Annotated in this window: 18 protein-coding genes; 8 read left to right on the forward strand and 10 right to left on the reverse strand. The window is 38.7% G+C overall.

Going from position 1 to position 20711, the window contains the following annotated elements:
* The first annotated feature begins 193 nt into the window (after positions 1-193).
* Positions 194-1006 (forward strand): tetratricopeptide repeat protein, encoded by an 813-nt coding sequence (locus ACQ7EO_RS17820; RefSeq protein WP_209826796.1) that lies wholly within the window; start codon positions 194-196, stop codon positions 1004-1006.
* Between the two features lie 38 nt (positions 1007-1044).
* Here the strand turns inward: ACQ7EO_RS17820 and ACQ7EO_RS17825 are convergent, their stop codons facing one another.
* The 4 genes from ACQ7EO_RS17825 to ACQ7EO_RS17840 form a co-directional block, all read right to left on the reverse strand.
* Complete coding sequence (locus ACQ7EO_RS17825; protein WP_244015099.1) at positions 1045-1968, reverse strand: AEC family transporter; 924 nt, start codon at positions 1966-1968, stop codon at positions 1045-1047.
* 110 nt (positions 1969-2078) lie between these two features.
* Positions 2079-3206 (reverse strand): NADH:flavin oxidoreductase/NADH oxidase, encoded by a 1128-nt coding sequence (locus ACQ7EO_RS17830; protein ID WP_034610005.1) that lies wholly within the window; start codon positions 3204-3206, stop codon positions 2079-2081.
* Between the two features lie 19 nt (positions 3207-3225).
* Positions 3226-5364, reverse strand: a complete 2139-nt coding sequence (locus tag ACQ7EO_RS17835) for a TonB-dependent receptor (protein ID WP_244015097.1) — start codon at positions 5362-5364, stop codon at positions 3226-3228.
* Positions 5365-5384: 20 nt separating this feature from the next.
* Positions 5385-6683, reverse strand: a complete 1299-nt coding sequence (locus tag ACQ7EO_RS17840; protein WP_244015096.1) for a carbohydrate porin — start codon at positions 6681-6683, stop codon at positions 5385-5387.
* 389 nt (positions 6684-7072) lie between these two features.
* On the opposite strand from ACQ7EO_RS17840, the gene mutM reads away from it, so the two are divergent.
* Both mutM and ACQ7EO_RS17850 read left to right on the forward strand, forming a co-directional pair.
* Positions 7073-7924 (forward strand): bifunctional DNA-formamidopyrimidine glycosylase/DNA-(apurinic or apyrimidinic site) lyase, encoded by an 852-nt coding sequence (mutM, locus tag ACQ7EO_RS17845; protein WP_004722995.1) that lies wholly within the window; start codon positions 7073-7075, stop codon positions 7922-7924.
* The gene (locus tag ACQ7EO_RS17850) at positions 7921-8205 is read left to right on the forward strand and encodes a peptidylprolyl isomerase (RefSeq protein ID WP_004819160.1); all 285 of its coding nucleotides are present in this window, start codon (positions 7921-7923) and stop codon (positions 8203-8205) included. Before mutM ends, ACQ7EO_RS17850 begins: the two co-directional genes overlap by 4 nt.
* 255 nt (positions 8206-8460) lie before the next feature.
* On the opposite strand, the gene ACQ7EO_RS17855 is transcribed toward ACQ7EO_RS17850, so the two are convergent.
* The 3 genes from ACQ7EO_RS17855 to typA all read right to left on the reverse strand — a co-directional run bounded on the left by ACQ7EO_RS17855 (position 8461) and on the right by typA (position 11700).
* Positions 8461-9099, reverse strand: a complete 639-nt coding sequence (locus ACQ7EO_RS17855; protein ID WP_244015094.1) for a hypothetical protein — start codon at positions 9097-9099, stop codon at positions 8461-8463.
* Between the two features lie 141 nt (positions 9100-9240).
* Positions 9241-9672, reverse strand: coding sequence for a large conductance mechanosensitive channel protein MscL (gene mscL, locus ACQ7EO_RS17860; protein ID WP_004723003.1), 432 nt, complete (start codon positions 9670-9672; stop codon positions 9241-9243).
* Between the two features lie 192 nt (positions 9673-9864).
* The gene (gene typA, locus ACQ7EO_RS17865) at positions 9865-11700 is read right to left on the reverse strand and encodes a translational GTPase TypA (RefSeq protein WP_004723004.1); all 1836 of its coding nucleotides are present in this window, start codon (positions 11698-11700) and stop codon (positions 9865-9867) included.
* A gap of 174 nt (positions 11701-11874) precedes the next feature.
* Between typA and ACQ7EO_RS17870 the strand changes: the two genes are divergently transcribed.
* From ACQ7EO_RS17870 to ACQ7EO_RS17885, 4 genes are all read left to right on the forward strand, one after another.
* Positions 11875-13248 (forward strand): uracil-xanthine permease family protein, encoded by a 1374-nt coding sequence (locus tag ACQ7EO_RS17870; protein ID WP_004819155.1) that lies wholly within the window; start codon positions 11875-11877, stop codon positions 13246-13248.
* Positions 13249-13317: 69 nt separating this feature from the next.
* Positions 13318-14349, forward strand: coding sequence for a class I SAM-dependent methyltransferase (locus tag ACQ7EO_RS17875; RefSeq protein ID WP_105713291.1), 1032 nt, complete (start codon positions 13318-13320; stop codon positions 14347-14349).
* Positions 14350-14351: 2 nt separating this feature from the next.
* Positions 14352-15815 (forward strand): amino acid permease, encoded by a 1464-nt coding sequence (locus tag ACQ7EO_RS17880; RefSeq protein ID WP_004723010.1) that lies wholly within the window; start codon positions 14352-14354, stop codon positions 15813-15815.
* A 396-nt stretch (positions 15816-16211) separates the two neighbouring features.
* On the forward strand, positions 16212-17417 hold the full coding sequence (locus tag ACQ7EO_RS17885; protein WP_434278227.1) for an RtcB family protein: 1206 nt from the start codon (positions 16212-16214) through the stop codon (positions 17415-17417).
* Positions 17418-17492: 75 nt separating this feature from the next.
* Here the strand turns inward: ACQ7EO_RS17885 and ACQ7EO_RS17890 are convergent, their stop codons facing one another.
* From ACQ7EO_RS17890 to omp38, 3 genes are all read right to left on the reverse strand, one after another.
* A complete protein-coding gene (locus ACQ7EO_RS17890) occupies positions 17493-18023 on the reverse strand; it encodes a cysteine peptidase family C39 domain-containing protein (protein ID WP_434278229.1) in 531 nt (176 codons plus the stop codon).
* Positions 18024-18098: 75 nt separating this feature from the next.
* Positions 18099-18554, reverse strand: a complete 456-nt coding sequence (locus ACQ7EO_RS17895) for an OmpA family protein (protein ID WP_166783166.1) — start codon at positions 18552-18554, stop codon at positions 18099-18101.
* A 117-nt stretch (positions 18555-18671) separates the two neighbouring features.
* Positions 18672-19703 carry an outer membrane protein Omp38 gene (gene omp38, locus ACQ7EO_RS17900; protein WP_239046424.1) on the reverse strand — a complete coding sequence of 344 codons (1032 nt, stop codon included), beginning with the start codon at positions 19701-19703 and terminating at the stop codon, positions 18672-18674.
* Positions 19704-20187: 484 nt separating this feature from the next.
* Here omp38 and ACQ7EO_RS17905 point away from each other — a divergent pair, with 484 nt between their 5' ends.
* The gene (locus tag ACQ7EO_RS17905; protein ID WP_244015088.1) at positions 20188-20610 is read left to right on the forward strand and encodes a GspH/FimT family protein; all 423 of its coding nucleotides are present in this window, start codon (positions 20188-20190) and stop codon (positions 20608-20610) included.
* Positions 20611-20711 lie beyond the last annotated feature (101 nt).

Raw genomic sequence — 20711 nt, forward strand, 5'->3', positions numbered from 1 at the left:
CTCTAGGCTTTAATGTTGTTAAAATATCCTTAATTCTTTCTTATTTATAAATAAATTAAAATTTAAATACACTAACTTATACAATAGGCATGTTTACATTTATAATTTTCAAATTATGATAAAAACGTCCTCAACAATGTTCTCACACCATAAATGGAATTATGTTGAAATTAAAACAAGGTATATCGTCAAAATGAAAAAAATTCTATTCGCTACACTACTCAGCTTTTCATGTATTTCTGCATTTGCAGCAGATACAGCTAAAAGTAACGTTGACCCTGCATTTGTCAAAGCACAAGAGCTGATTCAAGCAAAAAACTATCCTGCGGCGTATCAAGAACTTGAACGTCTTGCAAAAGCTGGCAATGCACAAGCCTTATATAACTTAGGCTATTTAACCCAAACAGGACAAGGCACAACCAAAGACGATAAGAAAGCTTTGAAATATTATCAAGATGCTTCAGCAAAAGGCTATCCTGTTGCAAGTTATGTCTTGGCGCAAAGCTATGCGGTAGGTCAATTGGGCTTAGCCAAAGACGAAAAGAAAGTTCGTGAATACTTAGAAAAGTCCTCTGCTCAAGGATTTGATGATGCTACAGTGGAACTTGCGGTTTTACTATTTGCTGAAGGCACACCCGCATCTGACAAGCTTGGCTTACAAAAACTTGATCCTTTAGTGAAAAAAGATTTTGCACCTGCAATTCATGCGAAAGCGCTGTATGACATCACCGATGGTTTAAAGAAGAAGAATGCAGCAGCAGTTAATCAAGGTCTAAAATCAATCCAAGATTTAGCTAAAAAGGGATATATCCCAGCATTAATGGCTGTCGGAAATATGCTGACCAATGGCAATATCATTGATCAAAATCTACCAGAAGCACAAAAGATTTTCTCAGAACTTGCTAAAAATAATGTGCCTAAGGCAAAAGAGTCTTTGGATGTTGTAAACAAACTGATTGCTGAAAAAGGCAAAACACCTGCTCCAGCAGCACCAGCAAAAAAATAAGCAGCTCTTAAAAAATACTCTCGCAAGAGAGTATTTTTTTACCACCAAACACCAATCAAAACACTCACCACAATAAAACTCAGTAAAGTACTAATCATCAATGGTGTCAGTGCTTTTTCATTTAAACCATAGACTTGCCCAAAAATTCCAAATATAGAAGGCATAGGCAAAGCGGCAATCAAGGTACCTGCATAAATCATCTTTTGATCCAAATCGGTTAAATGAGTCAAGCCTAAATAAACCAATATCGGCATACAGATATTTTTAGAAACCACCAAATAAATAGTTTGCAGATTAAGTGATTGAATCGTAATCCCAACCATCCCACCACCAATAATAAATAACGCTAAAGGTGAGGCAGTCTGACCTAACAAGGCAAATACTTGGTCTAATACATGTGGAATTTGAATTTCGAAGATCGCACAGCTCATGCCAATCATCACTGACAAGAACAATGGGTTTTTTAATAAAGTCAGAAATGTTGTTTTTAAAATAGCGGCTAAATTGGCTTGTCTTTGTCGCCCTATTTCTGCCAAGGTTAACATCAGCGGTACAAGAAATACGCTTTCAATGATCACAATCAGTGAAATATAAATCATGGCTTCACTACCCATCAGCAAAGTCAAAATTGCTGCGCCCAGTAACCCGGTATTGGACATTGATGCGCCAAGTGAAAATACAGAAGCATGGGTAAAATGGTTGTTAAAAAGCTTTTGCCCTAAAATAAAGGCCAAAATAAATAGAGTAAAAGTGACGCCTGCATAAACAAAGAAATAAGCAGGATACCAAATCTCATGTAAATCTTTTGCAGCCAGTGCGTGAAGTAATAAAGCCGGTAATGCAATTTTGATTACAAAAGCACCAATTGCAGTAATTTGCTCTTTAGAGATCAATTGGATTTTGACAGATATAAAACCCAAAAATAACAGGAAAAATACTGGAAAAATTACCGAAAAAATCATTCAAGCCGTTCCTTTTCCAGATCATACAAATAAAGATATATCCTAGAATATATCTTTATTCAGTTTAAATACGTTTAAAGAATAATGAGTGAATCAAAACTGTTATGCCATCAATATGCTGAGAACAAATCTTTAATTCCATGCGGCTGACAACGTAAATATTGTGGTGCAATCGAGATTTTTGCACCCAATTTTGCTGCGGCATGCCAAGGCCAGCGTGGGTCATATAAAATCGCTCTTGCCAATGCAATTGCATCTGCTTCGCCTTGTTGAAGGATCTGTTCAGCTTGTTCAGCTTCGGTAATTAAGCCCACCGCAATGACAGGAATATTCACCTGTTTTTTAATCGCATTTGCAAAAGGCACTTGGTAATTTGCACCCACTTTAATATCTTGTTGAATATGTAATCCCGCAGAGGATACATGGATATAAGCAGCACCAAGTTGCGCTAAAGCTTTTGATAAGCCAATGCTTGATTCAACATTCCAGCTATTTTCTGCATCCATCCAGTCGGTTGCAGAAATACGTACACCTACTGGGTAGTCAGTTGGTACAACTGCTCGAATGGCTTGAAAAACTTCTAATGTAAAACGAATACGATTTTCAAAACTTCCACCATATTCATCAGTTCGGTGGTTAGACAATGGCGACATAAATTGATGCAGTAAATACCCATGCGCTGCATGAATTTCAATCAGTGAAAAACCAGCATCTACTGCACGAATTGCCGCTTGCGCAAAGTCCTGAATAATTGTTTTAATTTCGTCAATGGTTAATTCATGCGGGGCAATATCATTCGGGCTGAAAGCAATATCACTGGCTGATACAGTTTGCCATCCGTGTGCATGATCTGGCGCAATCTGACCTTTCCCCTGCTTCACCAACCAAGGCTTTTCAGTCGAAGCTTTACGACCTGCATGCGCAAGCTGAATAGCAAAAGGTGTTGGAGCAATGCTTTTTACCTTATTGAGTAAAGCTTTGATTTGATCTCGTTGTGTATCATTCCAAAGTCCCACATCGGCATAACTGATCCGCCCTTCGGCTTGAACCGCTGTTGCTTCAATAATACATAAGCTCGCGCCTGACAAAGCGTAACTTGCCCATTGCTGTTCATGCCAATAGGTCACTTCACCCTGATCTGTTGCTGAATATTGACACATTGGCGCAATAATAATTTTATTGCTGAGGGAGAGTGAACCAAATTGAATAGATTCAAATAACTTTGGTTGAGCAGACATAAATTATTTTCCCAATGAATTAGAACTGTTTGGTGACACTGAGTCCTGCACTCCAGTTAATACCATCAGCAGGTTCAAAGAATCGACTATTACCATCATTCACAATGACTGAACCGACATAATTTTTATCGAATAAATTATCGACTCGAGCAAAACTACGTACTTTCCAATCGTTGTTTTTCCAGATATAACCGACATTCATACTGGTTACTGTATAACTTGGTGCAGTATCTGTATTGAGATCGTCTACATAGATTTTATCCATATATCGAACATCGACACCTGCATTAAAGCCCTGCTCAGGCAACCAGCCGAAAGATACAAAGGCTTGGTTTTTTGCAATTCCGGGAATGTAATTGCCACTTTGGATAACTTTTTTAGGATCTGTGTTGGGAATGTCTGCATCAAATGTTGCATCAAGGAAACTATAACTGGCTTGAGCCGTTAAATTTTTCCACAACTTTTTATTCCAAGACAGCTCTACTCCTTGGCGTAGTGTTTTATCTGCATTTTGATAGGTTGCACGTCCATTGAGTGTTCCCGCAGAAACGATGTCATCTTGAGTATTACTTTGGAAAACTGCGGCGGTAAAATTACCTAGACGATTTTGTGCTTTTAAACCAAGTTCATAGTTATCACTGGTTGAAGGTTTAAGCGCAAAGTTAATCCCTGCCGTTCCTTCTGTTGGATAGGCCATTTCGGTAAAGGTTGGTGTTTCAAAGCCTTTGGCATAACTGATATAAGTACTGAGATCTGGAGTAACTTCCCAAGTAAAGGCAGCTGATGGGAGCAGTTTTTGATAATCGGTTTGACCACTGTCATCGCCATTCAAACCAATGATGTAGTGATCTTTCGACTCATAATGGACATTGCTATAGCGTAACCCTGTATCTAGACGTACAGTCGGCAAAAATTGCCAAGCTGCCTGTAAATATGGATCTAAATTCCATAAAGTATTTCGTTCATCACGGCGTAAGTTGCCTTTTACCCCATATTCGCCCTTGGCATTAAAATTCTCATACCCTTGACGATCTTCATTCATCGCATCATAAGCCAAGCCTGCACTGATCCGTGTATTCGGTAATAAGTCTTTGCCAGTCCAACGTAAATCAGCACCATAAAAATCTCGTTCGAAATCAATCACTCCACCTGCATGGCGTGGATTCTTTTGAGCAGAACTTGGAATAGACTGGTATTGAGTCACTTCACGATGACCAATATAAGCCATACTATAAAGCTCTTGTTGATCATTCAGGGGCTTAGTCCAATTGATACCTGTCTGTGTTTGGTTAATATCTTTACGAACATCATAGATATTTTTACTGTCATTGACCTGTTTAGGATTTTGCTTCCATTGCTCACGAGTCAAACCTTGTGGATCATCAGCGGAAATATCTACATGATTGATCAGCCAATTGATCTTAGAACCATCATCTAAGTCCCACGTGAGTTTGGCATTGCTCAACACTTTTCTTGCCGCACTATGGTCACGATAACCATCAGTATTAAAATAAGAAGAACTGATCACGTAGCTCGGTTCATTGGCTTTATCTGCACCACCTTGTAAGGTGATGTCAGCGCGGCCTTTATTATTACTGCCACCTGAATATCCTAACTCGACCGAATCACGCCCTGTTCCTTCTTTGGTCGTGGTGAGAATAGTCCCCCCAGAGGAGTTTCCATACAGTGATGAAAAGGGCCCACCCAGCACTTCAATATGATCTAAGCTCGTTAAATCAATATTTGAAGTTTGGCCTTGTCCGTCTGGCATCGTCGCAGGAATCCCATCGACATAAAGACGAATCCCACGGACCCCAAAAGTTGAACGTGCGCCAAATCCGCGCATAGACAGTTGTAAGTCTTGGGCATAATTTTCACGGTTATTGAGCTGTAAACCCGGAATTCCTTTGAGTGTTTCAGTGAGGTTTACCCCAATATTATTTTGATTCTGTTGCTGATCAACTCTATATACCGATGCTGGGGTGTTTAATATGCTGGTATCAGAACGTGTTGCTTCAATTTTAATGGTTGGAAGTTGCTGGGTAGAATTTTGCTGAATGGAATCTTGAGATTCCACTTCAGCATATAAGCTCTGTGTGATACATACCGTTAAGCAAAGTAGTGTTGTATTAATTTTTAGATGTTTCACTCTTTGCATAAAGGTGTCCTCGGGTTGTATTAAAAAATAATTTTAGACCCTAAGCCAACGACAAATGCATTGTCCACCTGATTGGTTGCACCAGGATGTACCACATACTGCACTAAAGGACGAAGCATGAACCATTTGGCAGGGTAATATGAGTAATTCAACTCAACATTATACTCTGCATCTTCATTCAACTGTCTTAAATTTGTTCCTAAACGAGCACCATTCACATAATTAGTATACCGATCGTTCAAATGTACCCGATTGACCGCCAAACCAAGAATATCGTTTGGCTGACCATCAAACAGACCATAGTATTTTAGACCAAGTTGCTGTGAATCATTTACGGCTGTCGTCGTACGATCATGAATGGTGAAGTTACCAAAACTGTGTAAACCACGTTTCCCCTCTCCAGTTGAAGTCAATTGCTGTTCAAACGCAATCCAACCGCCATATGTGCGATCTTCAGCCTTAGTTCCTGCTTTATAGCCCACATCATACTGATTTTTAGGCTCATCAGCAGTATTGTAAAGCGTACCAATACGATAACTGCCTGGTAAATCATTCACACCCTGCTTAGGTGACCACACCACTTCAGAAAGAATATTGACACCATCAGCATGCTTTGTATCCAAATTCCAGCCTTGTCGCTCTAAAGCATTATCAGGGTTGTATTCAAACACCCCCACTTGTGCAAATAGTTCAGGATTGATGTGATATTTTAAGCGTGCGCCCCATTGTGAGACGGGTGTGTTATACCAAAGCTTGCCTTGCCATTTCCCCATCTGTGCTGCACAAAATGCATTGCCTTGGAAATCACAAGCCATGGTATTGAATTCAGTACCTAAACCCATACGACCTAAACGCAAGCTTAGTCCTTGATCCTTAAAATTCTTTTCTATATATAATTCGCTGAGACGGCTCCCCGAATTACCACGTCCCCAATTGGCTTGCGAGTTTGCCCATTGTGGTGCATCTGGTGCTTGAATACCTCTGAGTGAAGTACTTTCACCTTGACGTGCTGTAACTAAAGCACGAATAGTCACATCATTCCAACCCGCCAGTTTCCCCATATCTAAGGTTGTACCCAGTCCGAATTGTGTCGCAAATGTTGGCGCTTGGTGCGCATCATAACCACCATCAGCGAGATATGAACTGTCCATGGCAATGGTGCCATCAAATTTGATTCCCTTTTCTGCAAGTTCAGTCCGACTCCCATTCCAATCACCCGTCATGGTTGAGCCGTGTAAATTAAACGCATCTTCAGCTGATGCAAAAGACATCATGCTACATGCAGAGATTGCCAATAACGGATAAGCAATTTTTTTCATGGGAAAGCCTAATCAGGAACAAAACGAATAAAGATAAACCAGTCAACACTCAATCACTTTAACCGTCTAAATTTAATAGAAAGTTCCAGCTTTAAAATGACTATTTTTCCTGAAATATCGAGATAAAAAGAATTATTTCAGTAAACAATTCACTAGAAATTTACACATTTTTTTACATATAACTATCAGATATTTTTTATCAATTGGAAAACTTTATTTTATTAATAAACTTTATTTTAGATAACAATCACTTAGAAATAATAGTTCAATCTTATTCAACGATCATATCTATAATTTTAACCTAAAGTCGTAGGCTCAACACAACCGCCCTTTAACGCAATGCAATTCTTGCATACAATATTCAGTCCTCACACCAATGTGACAAGTGCATGCCTGAATTACCTGAAGTTGAAACAACAAAAACCAGTTTACTCCCCCTGATCGACCAGAAAGTTCTTCATGTTCAAGTACGTGAGTCACGGTTACGCTGGCCTATTCCCGAAGATATTCAACAACTTCAAGGTCAAAAACTCGTTCGCTTAACACGTCGTTCAAAGTACATTTTGGCAGAGTTTGAAACCCATAGCATGTTATGGCATTTGGGTATGTCGGGTAGTTTTAGAATCTGTGATGAACATGAAGCACTTAGAAAGCATGACCATCTGATCATTCAGTTTGAAGACACACAGCTGCGCTATCATGATCCTCGACGTTTTGGTTGTATCATTTGGCTGAATGAGGAAAGCCAAACAAAATTGATTGATACTTTAGGGCCTGAACCATTGAGTGATGAATTTCATGCCGAATATTTAGCAGAAAAGTTTAAAAATAAAAATGTCGGCACAAAAGTTGCAATCATGGATAATCATATTGTTGTGGGTGTAGGCAATATTTATGCAACCGAAAGCTTATTTAATTTAGGGATTCACCCTGCACAGCCTGCTTCGAGTTTGACGAAAGCGCAAATTCAAAAATTGGTCATCGAAATTAAACGAATTTTAAAGCAAGCGATTGATTTGGGTGGTTCAACCTTAAGAGACTATAGCAATGCCATGGGTGAGAATGGCTACTTTCAGCAGACCTTATTGGCTTATGGTCGTGCGGGTGAGATGTGTATTAACTGTGAAACCACTTTAGAAAATTTAAAGTTAGGACAAAGAGCCAGTGTGTTTTGCCCACAATGCCAGCCATTAAAGATCGCGAAGAGCATCCCACAAAAACCACGAGGAAAAAGTAAATGAAAACTGCAATCGTTCGACATATTCTCGTCAAAGATAAGGACTTGGCTGAACAACTTAAGAAGAAGATCCATGATGGCGCTGATTTTGCCAAAGTGGCCAAACAGCATTCCACATGTAATTCAGCAAAACGTGGTGGTGAACTGGGTGAAGTAAAAAAAGGACAACTTGTTCCTGTGATTGATAAACTGGTATTTACCGCTGCTGAACGTGTACTTCATGGTCCAGTAAAAAGCCAATTCGGCTTTCACTTGGTTGAGATTAAATTTCGCATGGATTTTTAGTTTAAAGATTTACATTCTTTTGGAGACATTGAGAGAATGTTCCACTATTTATCAGCAATGTTCAAATTAGAGTCACAACAACCACCATCACTGAAGCTAAATTAAAATACTTTTGCTTTTCGATCATTCAGGCTTTCAAAGTGTGTCTATCACGTAGCGCAATGACAAGGATGTTAATATTTGCTTTAAACCTTATTGTTTATTAAGACAACAAAACAATAAAAATCTGAGCTGTTCTCGTTAATTTAAACCCTCCTATATTTTTGAATCAATTTGCTCAGGTTTAAATTCATGGATAAACTTGGCATAATCATCAATATATGATCTAAATGCTTCTTCCCGGGTGGTAAAGTAAAATATTTCATTGCCATTTCTAACGATGGTTTCAGGAGATTTACCATTACAGTATCCTCCTGCTGAATAGACAGCAGACTTAAGCATTTGAAAACTTTGCTCAGCAACCTGTTCATCCTTAAACGCAAAAACCAGCAAAACAAAATCTGGACGATATTGTTTTTCATCACCTAACTTAACTTTACTGATTGCCTTATAAGAGCGAATGCCCTCACCTTTTACTTGAATCACTTTATTCAGAGAGCAATCATTTTCAGACCAAGAGCTGCCACTGTCTTTTTCTATAAACTCAAAATTGGCTTTTAATAAACGTGTTTGTAATGCCAAAAGTAATGTTTCATTTTCATCTACCGAGTCGGTTTCTATAGTGGCGTAGCGGGTATCTTCATTTGGCATTTCATTAAAGGTTAAACCACTGGCAGGTCGGCTTTGGTCCGCTTGTGTAGATGTTGGAGTATCAGCCGATTGCTGCTCTTTTGGATGCTCTGAACATGCATACAAACTGATAAGTATTGCCATAATCCCTATGTTTTTTTTCATCAGCCCCATCCCTATTTTCTTGCTTGCATAAAAAACGGTACTTGATCGTACCGTTTCATTCAACTCTTTTACAATGATTTAATAGCTTTATCAGGGTTTAGATATATTAAAATACTGTAATTTGAATCAATTTAATGAAGATTAAGCTTCAGGGCGTTTCTTTAATTCATCACGAATTTCACGCAGTAATGCAATATCTTCTGGTGTAGCAGCTGGAGCTTCTTCAGCAGGTTTACGAATTTTATTGAGGAATTTAACCAACAAGAAAACCACCCACATTAAGATCAGGAAGTTCAATACAATTGTGATGAAATTACCATAAGTTAGTACGTTAATCCCAGCTTTGGTCAATTCATCCAATGATGAAAGGTTATTTGGGTTATCGCCAAGTACGACAAATTTTTGAGTAAAATCAACACCACCACCCGTAATCACTGTGATTAAAGGCATAATCACGTCTTTAACTAATGAGTCGATAATTTTATTGAAAGCACCACCAATGATGACACCAATTGCCAAATCCATCATATTGCCTTTAATGGCAAATTCTCTGAACTCTGAAAGAATACTCATACTTTAACTCCACGCCGATTTTGCGTATTTTTTATGTGACGAAGTATACATTATGTTTCAACATATATTTCCGCCTAATTTACTCGCTTTTTATTAAAAACCAATATCCTTTTACATTTATATAAAAAAACCGCAATTTATTAAAAAATTGCGGTTTTTTTCTAGAAATTAAATTATTTCCAGTTTGAACGCTTAGCCACGTGAAGCACGTTTACGTTCATTTTCAGTTAAGAATTTTTTACGAATACGAACTGATTTAGGTGTTACTTCAACTAATTCGTCATCTTCAATAAATTCTAATGCTTGTTCAAGCGTGAATTTGATTGCAGGTGTTAACGTTAACGCTTCATCTGTACCAGATGCACGCATGTTAGTTAACTGTTTCGCTTTGGTTGGGTTCACAGTCATGTCGTCTGAACGAGAGTTCATACCTACGATCATACCTTCATAAACTTCTAACTGTGGTTCAGCAAATAGACGACCACGGTCTTGTAAAGTGAACAATGCAAACGCTAAGCAAGTACCGTTAACCATAGAGATCAACACACCGTTTTGACGTTTCGCAACTGCACCTTGTTTAGCTGTACCGTAATGCGAGAAGCTTGAAGTCATGATACCAGTACCAGAGGTAATGGTTAAGAATTCAGAACGGAAGCCAATCAAACCACGTGATGGAACAGTTGCTTCAATACGGATACGGCCTTTACCGTCAACTTCCATATTGGTCAACTCACCTTTACGGTTACCCATTTGTTCCATAACAGAACCCTGATGTTGTTCTTCAACATCAAAAGTAACGTTTTCGTATGGTTCTTGAGTTTCGCCATCAACTTCTTTCATGATCACTTGCGGACGAGAAACACCCATCTCGAAGCCTTCACGACGCATTGTTTCAATCAATACTGAAAGGTGAAGTTCACCACGACCAGAAACTTTGAAACGGTCTGGACTGTCAGTATCTTCAACACGTAAAGCAACGTTATGGATCAATTCGCGATCTAAACGCTCACGGATATTACGAGAAGTTACAAACTTACCTTCTTTACCAGCAAACGGTGAGTTGTTTACTTGGAATGTCATCGAAACTGTAGGTTCATCTACAGACAATGCAGGTAATGCTTCAACATTTTTAGGATCACAGATTGTGTCAGAAATGTTCAATGCATCTAAACCAGTGATACATACGATATCACCCGCTTGAGCAGAATCTACATCTACACGCTCTAAACCATGGTAACCCATAATTTTTAAGATACGACCGTTACGTGTCTTGCCATCTTTATCGATCACAGTCACTGGTGTATTGGTTTTTACTGAACCACGTTGAATACGGCCAACACCAATTACACCCACGAAACTATTATAGTCAAGTGATGAAATTTGCATTTGGAATGGACCATCAATATCAACTGCTGGTGGTTCAACGATATCTACGATTGTTTCGAACAACGGCGTCATATCTTCCGCTAATTCTTCAGGAGAAGGACCAGCAACACCACGTAAGCCTGAAGCATATACGATTGGGAAGTCTAACTGTTCGTCACTACCGCCTAAGTTATCGAACAAATCAAATACTTGATCAATTACCCAGTCTGGACGAGCACTTGGCTTATCTACTTTGTTGATGATAACAATTGGCTTCAAACCACGAGCAAACGCTTTTTGTGTTACAAAACGAGTTTGTGGCATTGGGCCTTCTTGTGAATCGACAAGAAGAAGTACGCAGTCAACCATAGACATTACACGTTCAACTTCACCACCAAAGTCAGCATGTCCTGGGGTGTCGACGATGTTGATGCGGTATTCAGTATTTGTACGCTTGTCTAACCATTTGATTGCAGTGTTTTTTGCAAGAATGGTAATACCGCGTTCAGACTCAAGCGCATTCGAATCCATAACACGCTCAATCTCACCCGCGCGGTCACCGAGTGCACCTGATTGTTGTAAAAGTTTGTCGACAAGAGTCGTTTTACCATGGTCGACGTGCGCGATGATGGCAATATTACGGAGAGTTTTAATATCAGACATGTAAATTCGATACGCTTTAAATTTGAGGGCAAATTATACAGAAAAATCTTAACTTTTAGTAGTGACAGTTTATTGACAGTTACAAGTTTTTTTCACAACAGCAGGCTTTTTATTTTGTAATAGTGTGTAAAGCGATTAGAATAGCGCCATCTTGCCACTTCCAATTGCTGTGCCATGTCCAATTCTAACCCCTCTCCCAATCAGAAACAGGCTCAAATTGATCTTGTTTATGGTCTAGATGATCGCCCAAAACCACTCATCGCTTTTTTTGCGGCTTTGCAACATTTACTTGCGATTATTGTTCCAATTGTAACACCCGGTTTACTGATTTGTTTAGCTTTAGGTGTTTCTCCTCAAGATACCAATATGATTCTTTCCATGTCATTGGTGATTTCTGGAGTGGCAACATTCTTACAATGTAAAAAAATTGGACCCTTTGGTGCAGGCCTCCTGATTGTCCAAGGCACAAGCTTTAACTTTATAGGTCCAATGATTGGGATTGGTTCTGCCATGGTTGCTGCGGGCACACCGGTAGAAGCGGTTATGGCATCTATTTTTGGTGTGGTCATTGCTGGCTCATTTATTGAAATGGGTGTTTCACGTATTTTACCTTGGGTAAAAAAACTGATCACGCCCTTGGTTACAGGGATTGTGGTGCTGTTGATTGGTTTAACCTTAATTAAAGAAGGTTTAATCAGCATGGGCGGCGGCTACCAAGCCATGGAAAGTCATACGTTTGCCAGTGCTGACAATCTCATCATGTCATGTACAGTGTTGGCAATTATCGTCCTTCTCAATCGCTTCAAAGTGGTTTGGGTGAAAAGTTCTGCAATTCTGATTGCTTTAGTGATTGGCTATATTCTTGCGGGTTTTATGGGCTATTTGGATTTTTCTGGTTTAAAAGATGCCCCATTGATTCAAATTCCGACACCAATGCATTTTGGAATTAGCTTCTCATGGAGCTTATTTATTCCTATGGCGTTTATTTATCTTGTCACGTCTTTAGAAGCAATTGGCGATGTTACTGCAACCTCTAAAATTTCAAATCAGCCTGTAGATGGCCCAGTGTGGATGGAACGAATTAAAGGTGGCGTATTGGTCAATGGTGCCAACTCTTTCCTTGCAGGGATCTTCAACACATTCCCAAGTTCTGTCTTTGCACAAAATAACGGTGTAATTCAGTTGACGGGTGTTGCAAGTCGTTTTGTTGGGATTTGGATTGCAATCCTGCTCATCATTCTGGGGTTATTCCCTGCTGTTGCTGGTATCATTCAGGCGGTACCGCAAGCGGTACTGGGTGGTGCGGTTATGGTAATGTTTGGTGCAGTTGCTGCTTCAGGCATTAACATTTTATCGGGAATTCAACTAGACCGTCGTGCGTTATTGATTATTGCAATCTCTTTGGGTCTCGGCCTAGGGGTTGCACAAGTTCCTCAAATTTTGGAACATTTGCCAGAATTACCGCGTAATATTTTTAGTTCTGGTGTCGCAACTGGCGGGCTAGCTGCATTAATTTTGAATTTAGTTTTACCCGAAACTAAAAAATAATAAATCTATTCTTTATAATGCCCAGCTTAGACTGGGCATTGCGCTAATTTTTATTGATGGATGGTGAATATGGAGCCAAAAAGCGAAGTTGTCATTCGACAGCATGACTACCTTTCTGGACGCGTGCTATTTGTAAATGCAGCAACGGATGATCTACTTTCAAATTTAGCTCATAACATCGAAGCAAGCATTTGGACTTGGAATTACAATGAGTTTCAATATTTTCAGAATCAGCAGGCAACGGTACATTTTGGTACTGACCTGCCAGAAGCTGAATTTGATCAAGCTGTTGTTTTTGTTCCAAAATCAAAAGAGCTACTCAACTATATCTTGCACAATTTAGTCAGTCGTTTAGCTGTTGGCGCTTCGATTTTCTTGGTTGGAGAGAAAAAAGGTGGTGTAGAACGTGCTGCAAAACAACTCCAGCCTTATGGTCAAGCCATCAAGCTTGATAGCGCACGTCATTGTCAAATGTGGCAACTCACCACAGATAAAACCGTGACAGCAAAGCCATTAGCAGAATGGGCGCAAGTCTATAATGTTCCAACACCTGCTGGAGAACTTAGCATTTGTGCACTTCCTGGTGTGTTTAGCCAAAATCGTCTAGATATTGGAACTGCAGTGCTTTTACCTTATCTCAAACAAGTGACGTCTGGAAAGATTGCGGACTTTGGTTGTGGTGCAGGTGTCATCAGTGCTTACCTGAGTAAACTTAATCCGAAAAATCGTATTTTTGCTTTAGATGTCGATGCTTTTGCTTTAGCATCAACGCAAATGACTTTTGAAAAAAATAATTTACCTTTAGAACAACTTGAAATAAAAGCAGTCACAGGGATTGAAGATGCGCCATTGTTCTTACACGCCATTGTGAGTAACCCTCCATTTCACCAAGGTATTCAAACAGATTACAATGCCAGTGAAACGTTATGTAAAACTGCGAGACGACATTTAAAATCAGGTGGTGAATTATGGATTGTGGCAAACCGCTTCCTAAATTACCCATTACTCATTGAGCAGAGTTTTAGTCAATGTACGACTAAAGCAGATCAACAAGGCTTTAAAGTGCTGTTCGCCAACACTCAAAAAAGTAGTAAGGAATAACGATGAGCGAAACAGATCATCCTCAACTCCAGCGTAAGCTTGGAGCACGACATTTAAACATGATCGCCATTGGCGGTTCTATTGGTACAGGGTTATTCCTTGCTTCTGGTCAAACGATTGCCACTGCTGGACCTGGTGGTGCATTACTTGCTTATGTCCTGATTGGTATCATGATTTATTTCTTGATGACCAGTTTAGGTGAACTTGCAACCCACAATCCAACATCAGGCGCATTCTTTACCTATGGTAATAAGTATGTAGAAGAAGGTTTTGGTTTCGCACTCGGTTGGAACTACTGGTATAACTGGGCCATTACCGTTGCATTTGAATTGGTTGCTGTTCAATTCATCATGAAGTTTTGGTTTCCAGACATCCCCGGCTTTTGGTGGAGTGCGCTATTCCTTGCGATTATCTTCTGTATCAATGCCTTAACTGTAAAAGGCTTTGGTGAGAGTGAATTTTTATTTTCACTGGTTAAAGTGATTGCCATCATCTTCTTTATTGTCATTGGCTTATTCATGATTGGTAAAATCATGTTAGATCCAACAGATTCAATTACCAAGAATTGGACCGTTGGTGAAGCGCCATTTGTTGGTGGCTTTCAAGCCTTAGTCGGTGTGGCCATGATCGCTGGATTCTCGTTCCAAGGGACAGAGATGGTCGGTGTTGCAGCAGGTGAATCTAAAGATCCGAAAAAAACCATTCCAATCGCTATTAAACAAATCTTTTGGCGTATTCTCTTATTTTATATCTTGTGTATCTTTATCATTGGTACATTGGTTGCGTATACAGATCCAAACCTTGCACTTGCTGCGGAAGGTGATGGAAACATTACCCTGTCACCATTTACCCTGTTATATGAAAAAGCAGGTTTAGCATTTGCAGCAGGCTTAATGAATGCGGTGATTTTGACTGCAATTATGTCTGCAGGTAACTCAGGCATGTATTCATCAACACGTATGTTGTTTGATATGGCACGTGAAGGTAAAGCGCCACGAGTTTTCTCTAAACTCGATCTTCGCGGTGTACCTATGAATGCACTGTATGCAACAACGGCAATTGCGGCACTGTGTTTCTTAACCACCTTTATTGGTGAAAGTGTCGTGTTTACGTGGCTGTTAAACATGTCAGGTATGTGCGGTTTTATTGTCTGGTTAGGTATCGCAATCTCACATTATCGCTTCCGTAAAGGTTATTTGGCTCAAGGCTATAAACTTGAAGATCTTGCTTATCGTGCAAAATTCTTCCCTTTTGGTCCATGGTTTGCCTTTATTCTTTGTGCCATCATTATACTTGGCCAAAATGCAGAAGCTGTGCTTGATGGAAAATGGATGAGTGTGTTGTCTACTTATATTAGTATTCCGCTGTTCCTTGTTATCTGGCTTGGCTATAAGTGGAAACACAAATCTAAATTGATCGCTTATGATCAGATGGATGTACAACCCATTCAAGTCGAAAAAGAGTAAATCACTTGATGTAAATAAAGCAGCTTTTTAGCTGCTTTATTGTTTTTTTATAACAGCAATTCAACGTGAATTAAAAATTAATTGGCTATGTTTCATTGACAAAGTTTTTTTTCTTTATAGAATAACGCCCATTGGATCATTTCCAATCAGAATTTTCACCTTTGATTTTAAATCAAAAAGTAGAGGAGTACGACATGCATCAACTTGAGAAAACTTTAAATTAAGATTAAGCAGTCGTCTACTCACGGGCACTGAATTAATCAAAGTGTCCGAATGTCAGTCAAACCTAGCATTCGCTAGGTTTTTTATTGTCTTTAAAATTTGAATCGATCATTGCTTTGACAATAGAGTTGTAACCGCTTTCGGACAATAAAAAAATTTGCTTCGAGAAAAAAAATGAGCATACAAATGATTTTAAACGCCAAAGCAGAATATGGCGTTCCTATAAAAATTTATACAAAAGATGTGGATGAAGAAAGCCTAACCCAATTGCGAAAAATGGCACAATTGCAATTTATTCATTCACATATCGCAGTCATGCCAGATGTACATTTGGGTAAAGGCGCAACCGTGGGAAGTGTTATTCCCACCAAAAATGCCATCATTCCTGCTGCGGTTGGCGTGGATATTGGTTGTGGTATGAATGCATTAAGACTTAGTCTAAAAGCATCTCAATTGCCCGATAATTTAAGTACTTTACGCAATGCTATTGAAAGAAAAGTACCTGTCGGCTTTGAAATGCACAAACAAATCAAAGCTAAGGCGTCAACACTTTCACCCTTAGATAAAAAGCTCCAGCGCATTACAGACAAACACCCTGCTTTAAAACGCATGTTACGCAGTTTTGATGTTACATGGCAAAAGCAACTCGGGACTTTAGGTGGTGGTAATCACTTTATTGAACTGTGTATTGATGAAAATGATGATATCTGGGTCATGCTGCATTCAGGTAGCCGTGGCTTAGGTAATGTGATTGGCACTTACTTTATTGAACGTGCCAAGAAAGAAGCACAACATCGTTTTGGTCACGTGCCTGATAAAGACTTGAGCTACTTTGCAGAAGGATCGACGAATTTCGATGATTATGTGGAAGCTGTAGAATGGGCTCAAGAATATGCTTTTGAAAACCGATGTGAGATGATGCGTTTAATTTTAGAAGCAATTCGCCCTTTATTACCAAGTTTTCAAATGACCAAAGAAGCGATTAATTGTCATCATAATTATGTACAGAAAGAACTTCACTTTGGTGAAGACGTCTTTGTTACACGTAAAGGTGCAATTCGTGCAGGGCTCGATGAATACGGGATTATCCCCGGTTCAATGGGCGCGCAATCTTTTATCGTTAAAGGCAAAGGTAATCCAGATTCGTTTTGTTCATGCTCACATGGCGCAGGACGTAAAATGAGTCGCTCTAAAGCCAAACACTTGTTTAATCAGCAAGATTTGATTGCACAAACAGTAGGCGTTGAGTGCCGTAAAGATAAAGGTGTGGTTGATGAGATTCCAAGTGCCTACAAGGATATTCATCAAGTTATGGCCAATCAAAATGATTTGATTGATGTGGTCCACACACTGAAACAAGTATTGTGTATTAAAGGTTAAAGCTAAAATAACCCTCAATTTTGATCATGAATCTCAGTAAATTTCGATTTACTGAGATTTACATTTTTAATTGGATTAACAATAACGTACAGATTGAATATAAGGATCAATCACAATTGCTTGCTGACAAATTCCTTCAGCTAACCGTTGTTGCTCAAAGACAGCTTTCGGCATGGCATCAAAATTATCATAGAAACAAATTTCCTGATCATTTATCGAATAAACCAACGAATGATTTCCAACGCCTTCTAAAGTGTCATAAAAAACAATGATATTACACCCTTGTTCAATATAGACTTGAATTTCTTGATAGCTTAGCGCTGGACTAATCTGCAACCCTAACTTCTTCGCGTCTTGATAACGGGCGATTTCTTTTTCATGAATATTTAAGTCTTCATCTGTATAAAAAGACAGATCAAAACCTATTTTTTTTAACCCAATCGCTAGGCCAATCGTAAAAGTGCCATCCTCTGCATCGTGATGACAAAGTTTAACCAGCTGTTGAATATCTAACTGAATTGAGTAATTTTGCAATAACATCCAAACAGCAAAAATACCGCAATTTGATTCGAGGTCTAATAAAGCTTTAGGCAGTTGCACACTCATTCAATTTTCAAACTTGTAGAAATCACAATCAACAATTATAACGCTGTATGATCAAATTGAGAGGCTTTATCGAAATTACTTAATTTTTAAAGTCACCGTTACTCGTCTATTTTTCACTCTACCTTCAGCTGTTTTATTATCAGCAATTGGCTTGGTTGGTCCTAAACCGAGCGTAATCAATTGCTCTGGATTGACCTGATATTCGTTTAAGAGAAAATCTTTGACAATATTCGCGCGTGTTAAAGAAACTTTATTATTTGCAGCCAAAGAACCAGTACTGTCTGTATGACCTTCAATGTAAAGAACAAAATTTTTATTGTCTTTCAATAATTGTGAGGCAACAGATAAAGCAGGTTTATACTCAGCTTCAATGTCTGTCGATTTCGGTTGAAAATATATGGACAGCCCATTTTTCACTGACTTCACTTCATTTGGATATTGTTTTTGGATTGAAACACGATTTGAATTTATTGGTGTCGACGTACAGGCATTTAATGCCATGAGTACCAGTCCTAAAATGATATATTTCATCGTTAACCTGTAATTATTAATTTCTGATTCAATTTTATTTAGATATTCTAGAATTATAAGGACTTTAAATAAAAAAGCGACTCAATTGAGTCGCTTTTTTATTCACTAAATAAAGGATTATTTAGTTACAGTACGGCTACCAGTGATTGTCGCGAATACACGACGGTTCATAGCACGACCTTCTTTAGTTTTGTTGTCAGCAATCGGTTGATCCCAAGCGAAACCTTGAGTAGACAAACGAGATGCATCGATGTTGTACTCGCTTACAAGCGCTGATTTAACAGAGTTAGCACGAGCTAAAGATAAACGTTCGTTTAACTTACGTGGACCAGTGTTATCTGTATGACCTTCAATACGAGCAGTCGCATTCGGGAATGTAGTTAACGCATCAGCAACTTTAGCAACTTCTGGCTTGTATTGATCTTTGATGTTTGATTTGTTTGTATCAAAGAACACACGAAGTTCCATGTTCAAATCTTCAGTAAGAACTTGTGGAGCTGGTTCAACTGGAGTTGGAGCAACTGGAACCACTGGAGCAACTTCTACTACAGGAGCAGCAGGCTTCAAGTGACCACCAAGAACTACGTTAAGACCTGCAAGAGCAGTATAGTTCCAGAATTTTTCGTCAAAGTTATAAGTACCACGAGCTTCAGTACGAAGAGATAAAGCATCGTTTAAGCGCCAGAAAGCACCAACACCAGCATTACCTAAAGTACCTTCTTCGTTGTTATGGTAAGACATGTCATCAAGTTTATACTTGTAATGACCAGCACCTAACAATACATACGGTTTGATTTTGCTGTCATAGTTTTTAGTGATCAAATCAGAAGTAGCATAAAAGTTACCGTTGATTTGAGTTTGCTTGTATTCAGAACCAGCTACGCCAGTACCGTCAAGATCACCTTTAACTTGGTTATATTCAGCTTCAAAACCTAACCATGGAGTAAGTTCTACACCAAGTGCAGCACCAACGAATAAATCGTCTTGTAATTCAGGGCCGTTAGTTAACTCGCCTTTATTACCACCATTGTTGTGTTGAGAGTCTTGGAAAGTGTAACCAAGTAGTAAAGGTGTAACAGTTACACCAGCATTAGCAGCAGCGAATGGAGCAGCAACAAGCATAGCAAGTGCGATACGACTCAATTTCATGGATATCCTCCAGAGATAACAATTGTTGTTCAAGCTTAGCCTAAAATTTATTGGCTATCCTGAGATAAATTTTAATACCCCAGTATTATTTTTAAGCTACTCACGTTGAATCATACAAACACTTGAGGCTTTTTCCAAGTGCTTGATAACTTTAATCAAGTAAATTATTGACAAAATTACTTACAATTTCCGTTGTAATTCGGTAACTTTTTACTCAATTTTTTTGCGTGGATCGCTTATCTTTTTGCTACGTGCATTTTAGCAGTAAAAGAAACTGATAGTAATAAATATTTTACTACGTTAACATTTCAATTAAATTTAATAGAAAAATCATTATTTTTCAAATAAAAAACAAGACTTAACAGAAGATCCAAAGATGTATTTTTATTGTAAAGCGCGAGGTCTTACCTTGTTCGAGCTTATTACCACTATTTGTATCCTTACAATTATCTGCTTAATCTGTTTGCCCCATTATCATAATTGGATGCAAAAACAAGAGATTAGAATCATTTCCACACATATTCAACAGCATGTTTCTTATGCAAGAAGTCAAGCTTTAGTTCGACATACCACTGTAGTGATTTGCTCATCTGAAGATTTAATTCGATGTGAAAAAGATAAATGGAACAAAGGATTACTTATTTTTACAGACAAAAATAAAAACAAGCAGATTGATGAGGATGACCACATACTCCTCAAAACTGAAAATAAAATTAAATATGGCAAGCTGACTTGGGTTGGAAGTGCCAGCAGTAGAGATGTATTGACTTTACAAGGTGATACAGGTTTACCCAGAGGTTCACCTGGAAGTTTCTATTATTGTAGCCAATATGATGCAGAAAATAATAAGCGCTACAAAATCGGACGAATGGGTGCAATAAATTTAGGGCCACCACCTGAATGTTAAAAACTGTTCTCTACGGTCAGCATATATTCAATCGCTAGACTTTATTCTTATACTATTTTTTATATACTGCTTAGGTTTTGGATATATTCACAGAATAATCA

Origin of the sequence: Acinetobacter sp. CE-15, assembly GCF_051059255.1 — a bacterium.
GTDB lineage: Bacteria > Pseudomonadota > Gammaproteobacteria > Pseudomonadales > Moraxellaceae > Acinetobacter > Acinetobacter guillouiae.

Excerpts from the sequence above, each read along its gene's own strand:
- ACQ7EO_RS17820 (WP_209826796.1), top strand. The coding sequence starts at position 194 with ATGAAAAAAATTCTATTCGCTACACTACTCAGCTTTTCATGTATTTCT.
- ACQ7EO_RS17825 (WP_244015099.1), bottom strand. The coding sequence starts at position 1,968 with ATGATTTTTTCGGTAATTTTTCCAGTATTTTTCCTGTTATTTTTGGGT.
- ACQ7EO_RS17830 (WP_034610005.1), bottom strand. The coding sequence starts at position 3,206 with ATGTCTGCTCAACCAAAGTTATTTGAATCTATTCAATTTGGTTCACTC.
- ACQ7EO_RS17835 (WP_244015097.1), bottom strand. The coding sequence starts at position 5,364 with ATGCAAAGAGTGAAACATCTAAAAATTAATACAACACTACTTTGCTTA.
- ACQ7EO_RS17840 (WP_244015096.1), bottom strand. The coding sequence starts at position 6,683 with ATGAAAAAAATTGCTTATCCGTTATTGGCAATCTCTGCATGTAGCATG.
- mutM (WP_004722995.1), top strand. The coding sequence starts at position 7,073 with ATGCCTGAATTACCTGAAGTTGAAACAACAAAAACCAGTTTACTCCCC.
- ACQ7EO_RS17850 (WP_004819160.1), top strand. The coding sequence starts at position 7,921 with ATGAAAACTGCAATCGTTCGACATATTCTCGTCAAAGATAAGGACTTG.
- ACQ7EO_RS17855 (WP_244015094.1), bottom strand. The coding sequence starts at position 9,099 with ATGAAAAAAAACATAGGGATTATGGCAATACTTATCAGTTTGTATGCA.
- mscL (WP_004723003.1), bottom strand. The coding sequence starts at position 9,672 with ATGAGTATTCTTTCAGAGTTCAGAGAATTTGCCATTAAAGGCAATATG.
- typA (WP_004723004.1), bottom strand. The coding sequence starts at position 11,700 with ATGTCTGATATTAAAACTCTCCGTAATATTGCCATCATCGCGCACGTC.
- ACQ7EO_RS17870 (WP_004819155.1), top strand. The coding sequence starts at position 11,875 with ATGTCCAATTCTAACCCCTCTCCCAATCAGAAACAGGCTCAAATTGAT.
- ACQ7EO_RS17875 (WP_105713291.1), top strand. The coding sequence starts at position 13,318 with ATGGAGCCAAAAAGCGAAGTTGTCATTCGACAGCATGACTACCTTTCT.
- ACQ7EO_RS17880 (WP_004723010.1), top strand. The coding sequence starts at position 14,352 with ATGAGCGAAACAGATCATCCTCAACTCCAGCGTAAGCTTGGAGCACGA.
- ACQ7EO_RS17885 (WP_434278227.1), top strand. The coding sequence starts at position 16,212 with ATGAGCATACAAATGATTTTAAACGCCAAAGCAGAATATGGCGTTCCT.
- ACQ7EO_RS17890 (WP_434278229.1), bottom strand. The coding sequence starts at position 18,023 with ATGAGTGTGCAACTGCCTAAAGCTTTATTAGACCTCGAATCAAATTGC.
- ACQ7EO_RS17895 (WP_166783166.1), bottom strand. The coding sequence starts at position 18,554 with ATGAAATATATCATTTTAGGACTGGTACTCATGGCATTAAATGCCTGT.
- omp38 (WP_239046424.1), bottom strand. The coding sequence starts at position 19,703 with ATGAAATTGAGTCGTATCGCACTTGCTATGCTTGTTGCTGCTCCATTC.
- ACQ7EO_RS17905 (WP_244015088.1), top strand. The coding sequence starts at position 20,188 with ATGCAAAAACAAGAGATTAGAATCATTTCCACACATATTCAACAGCAT.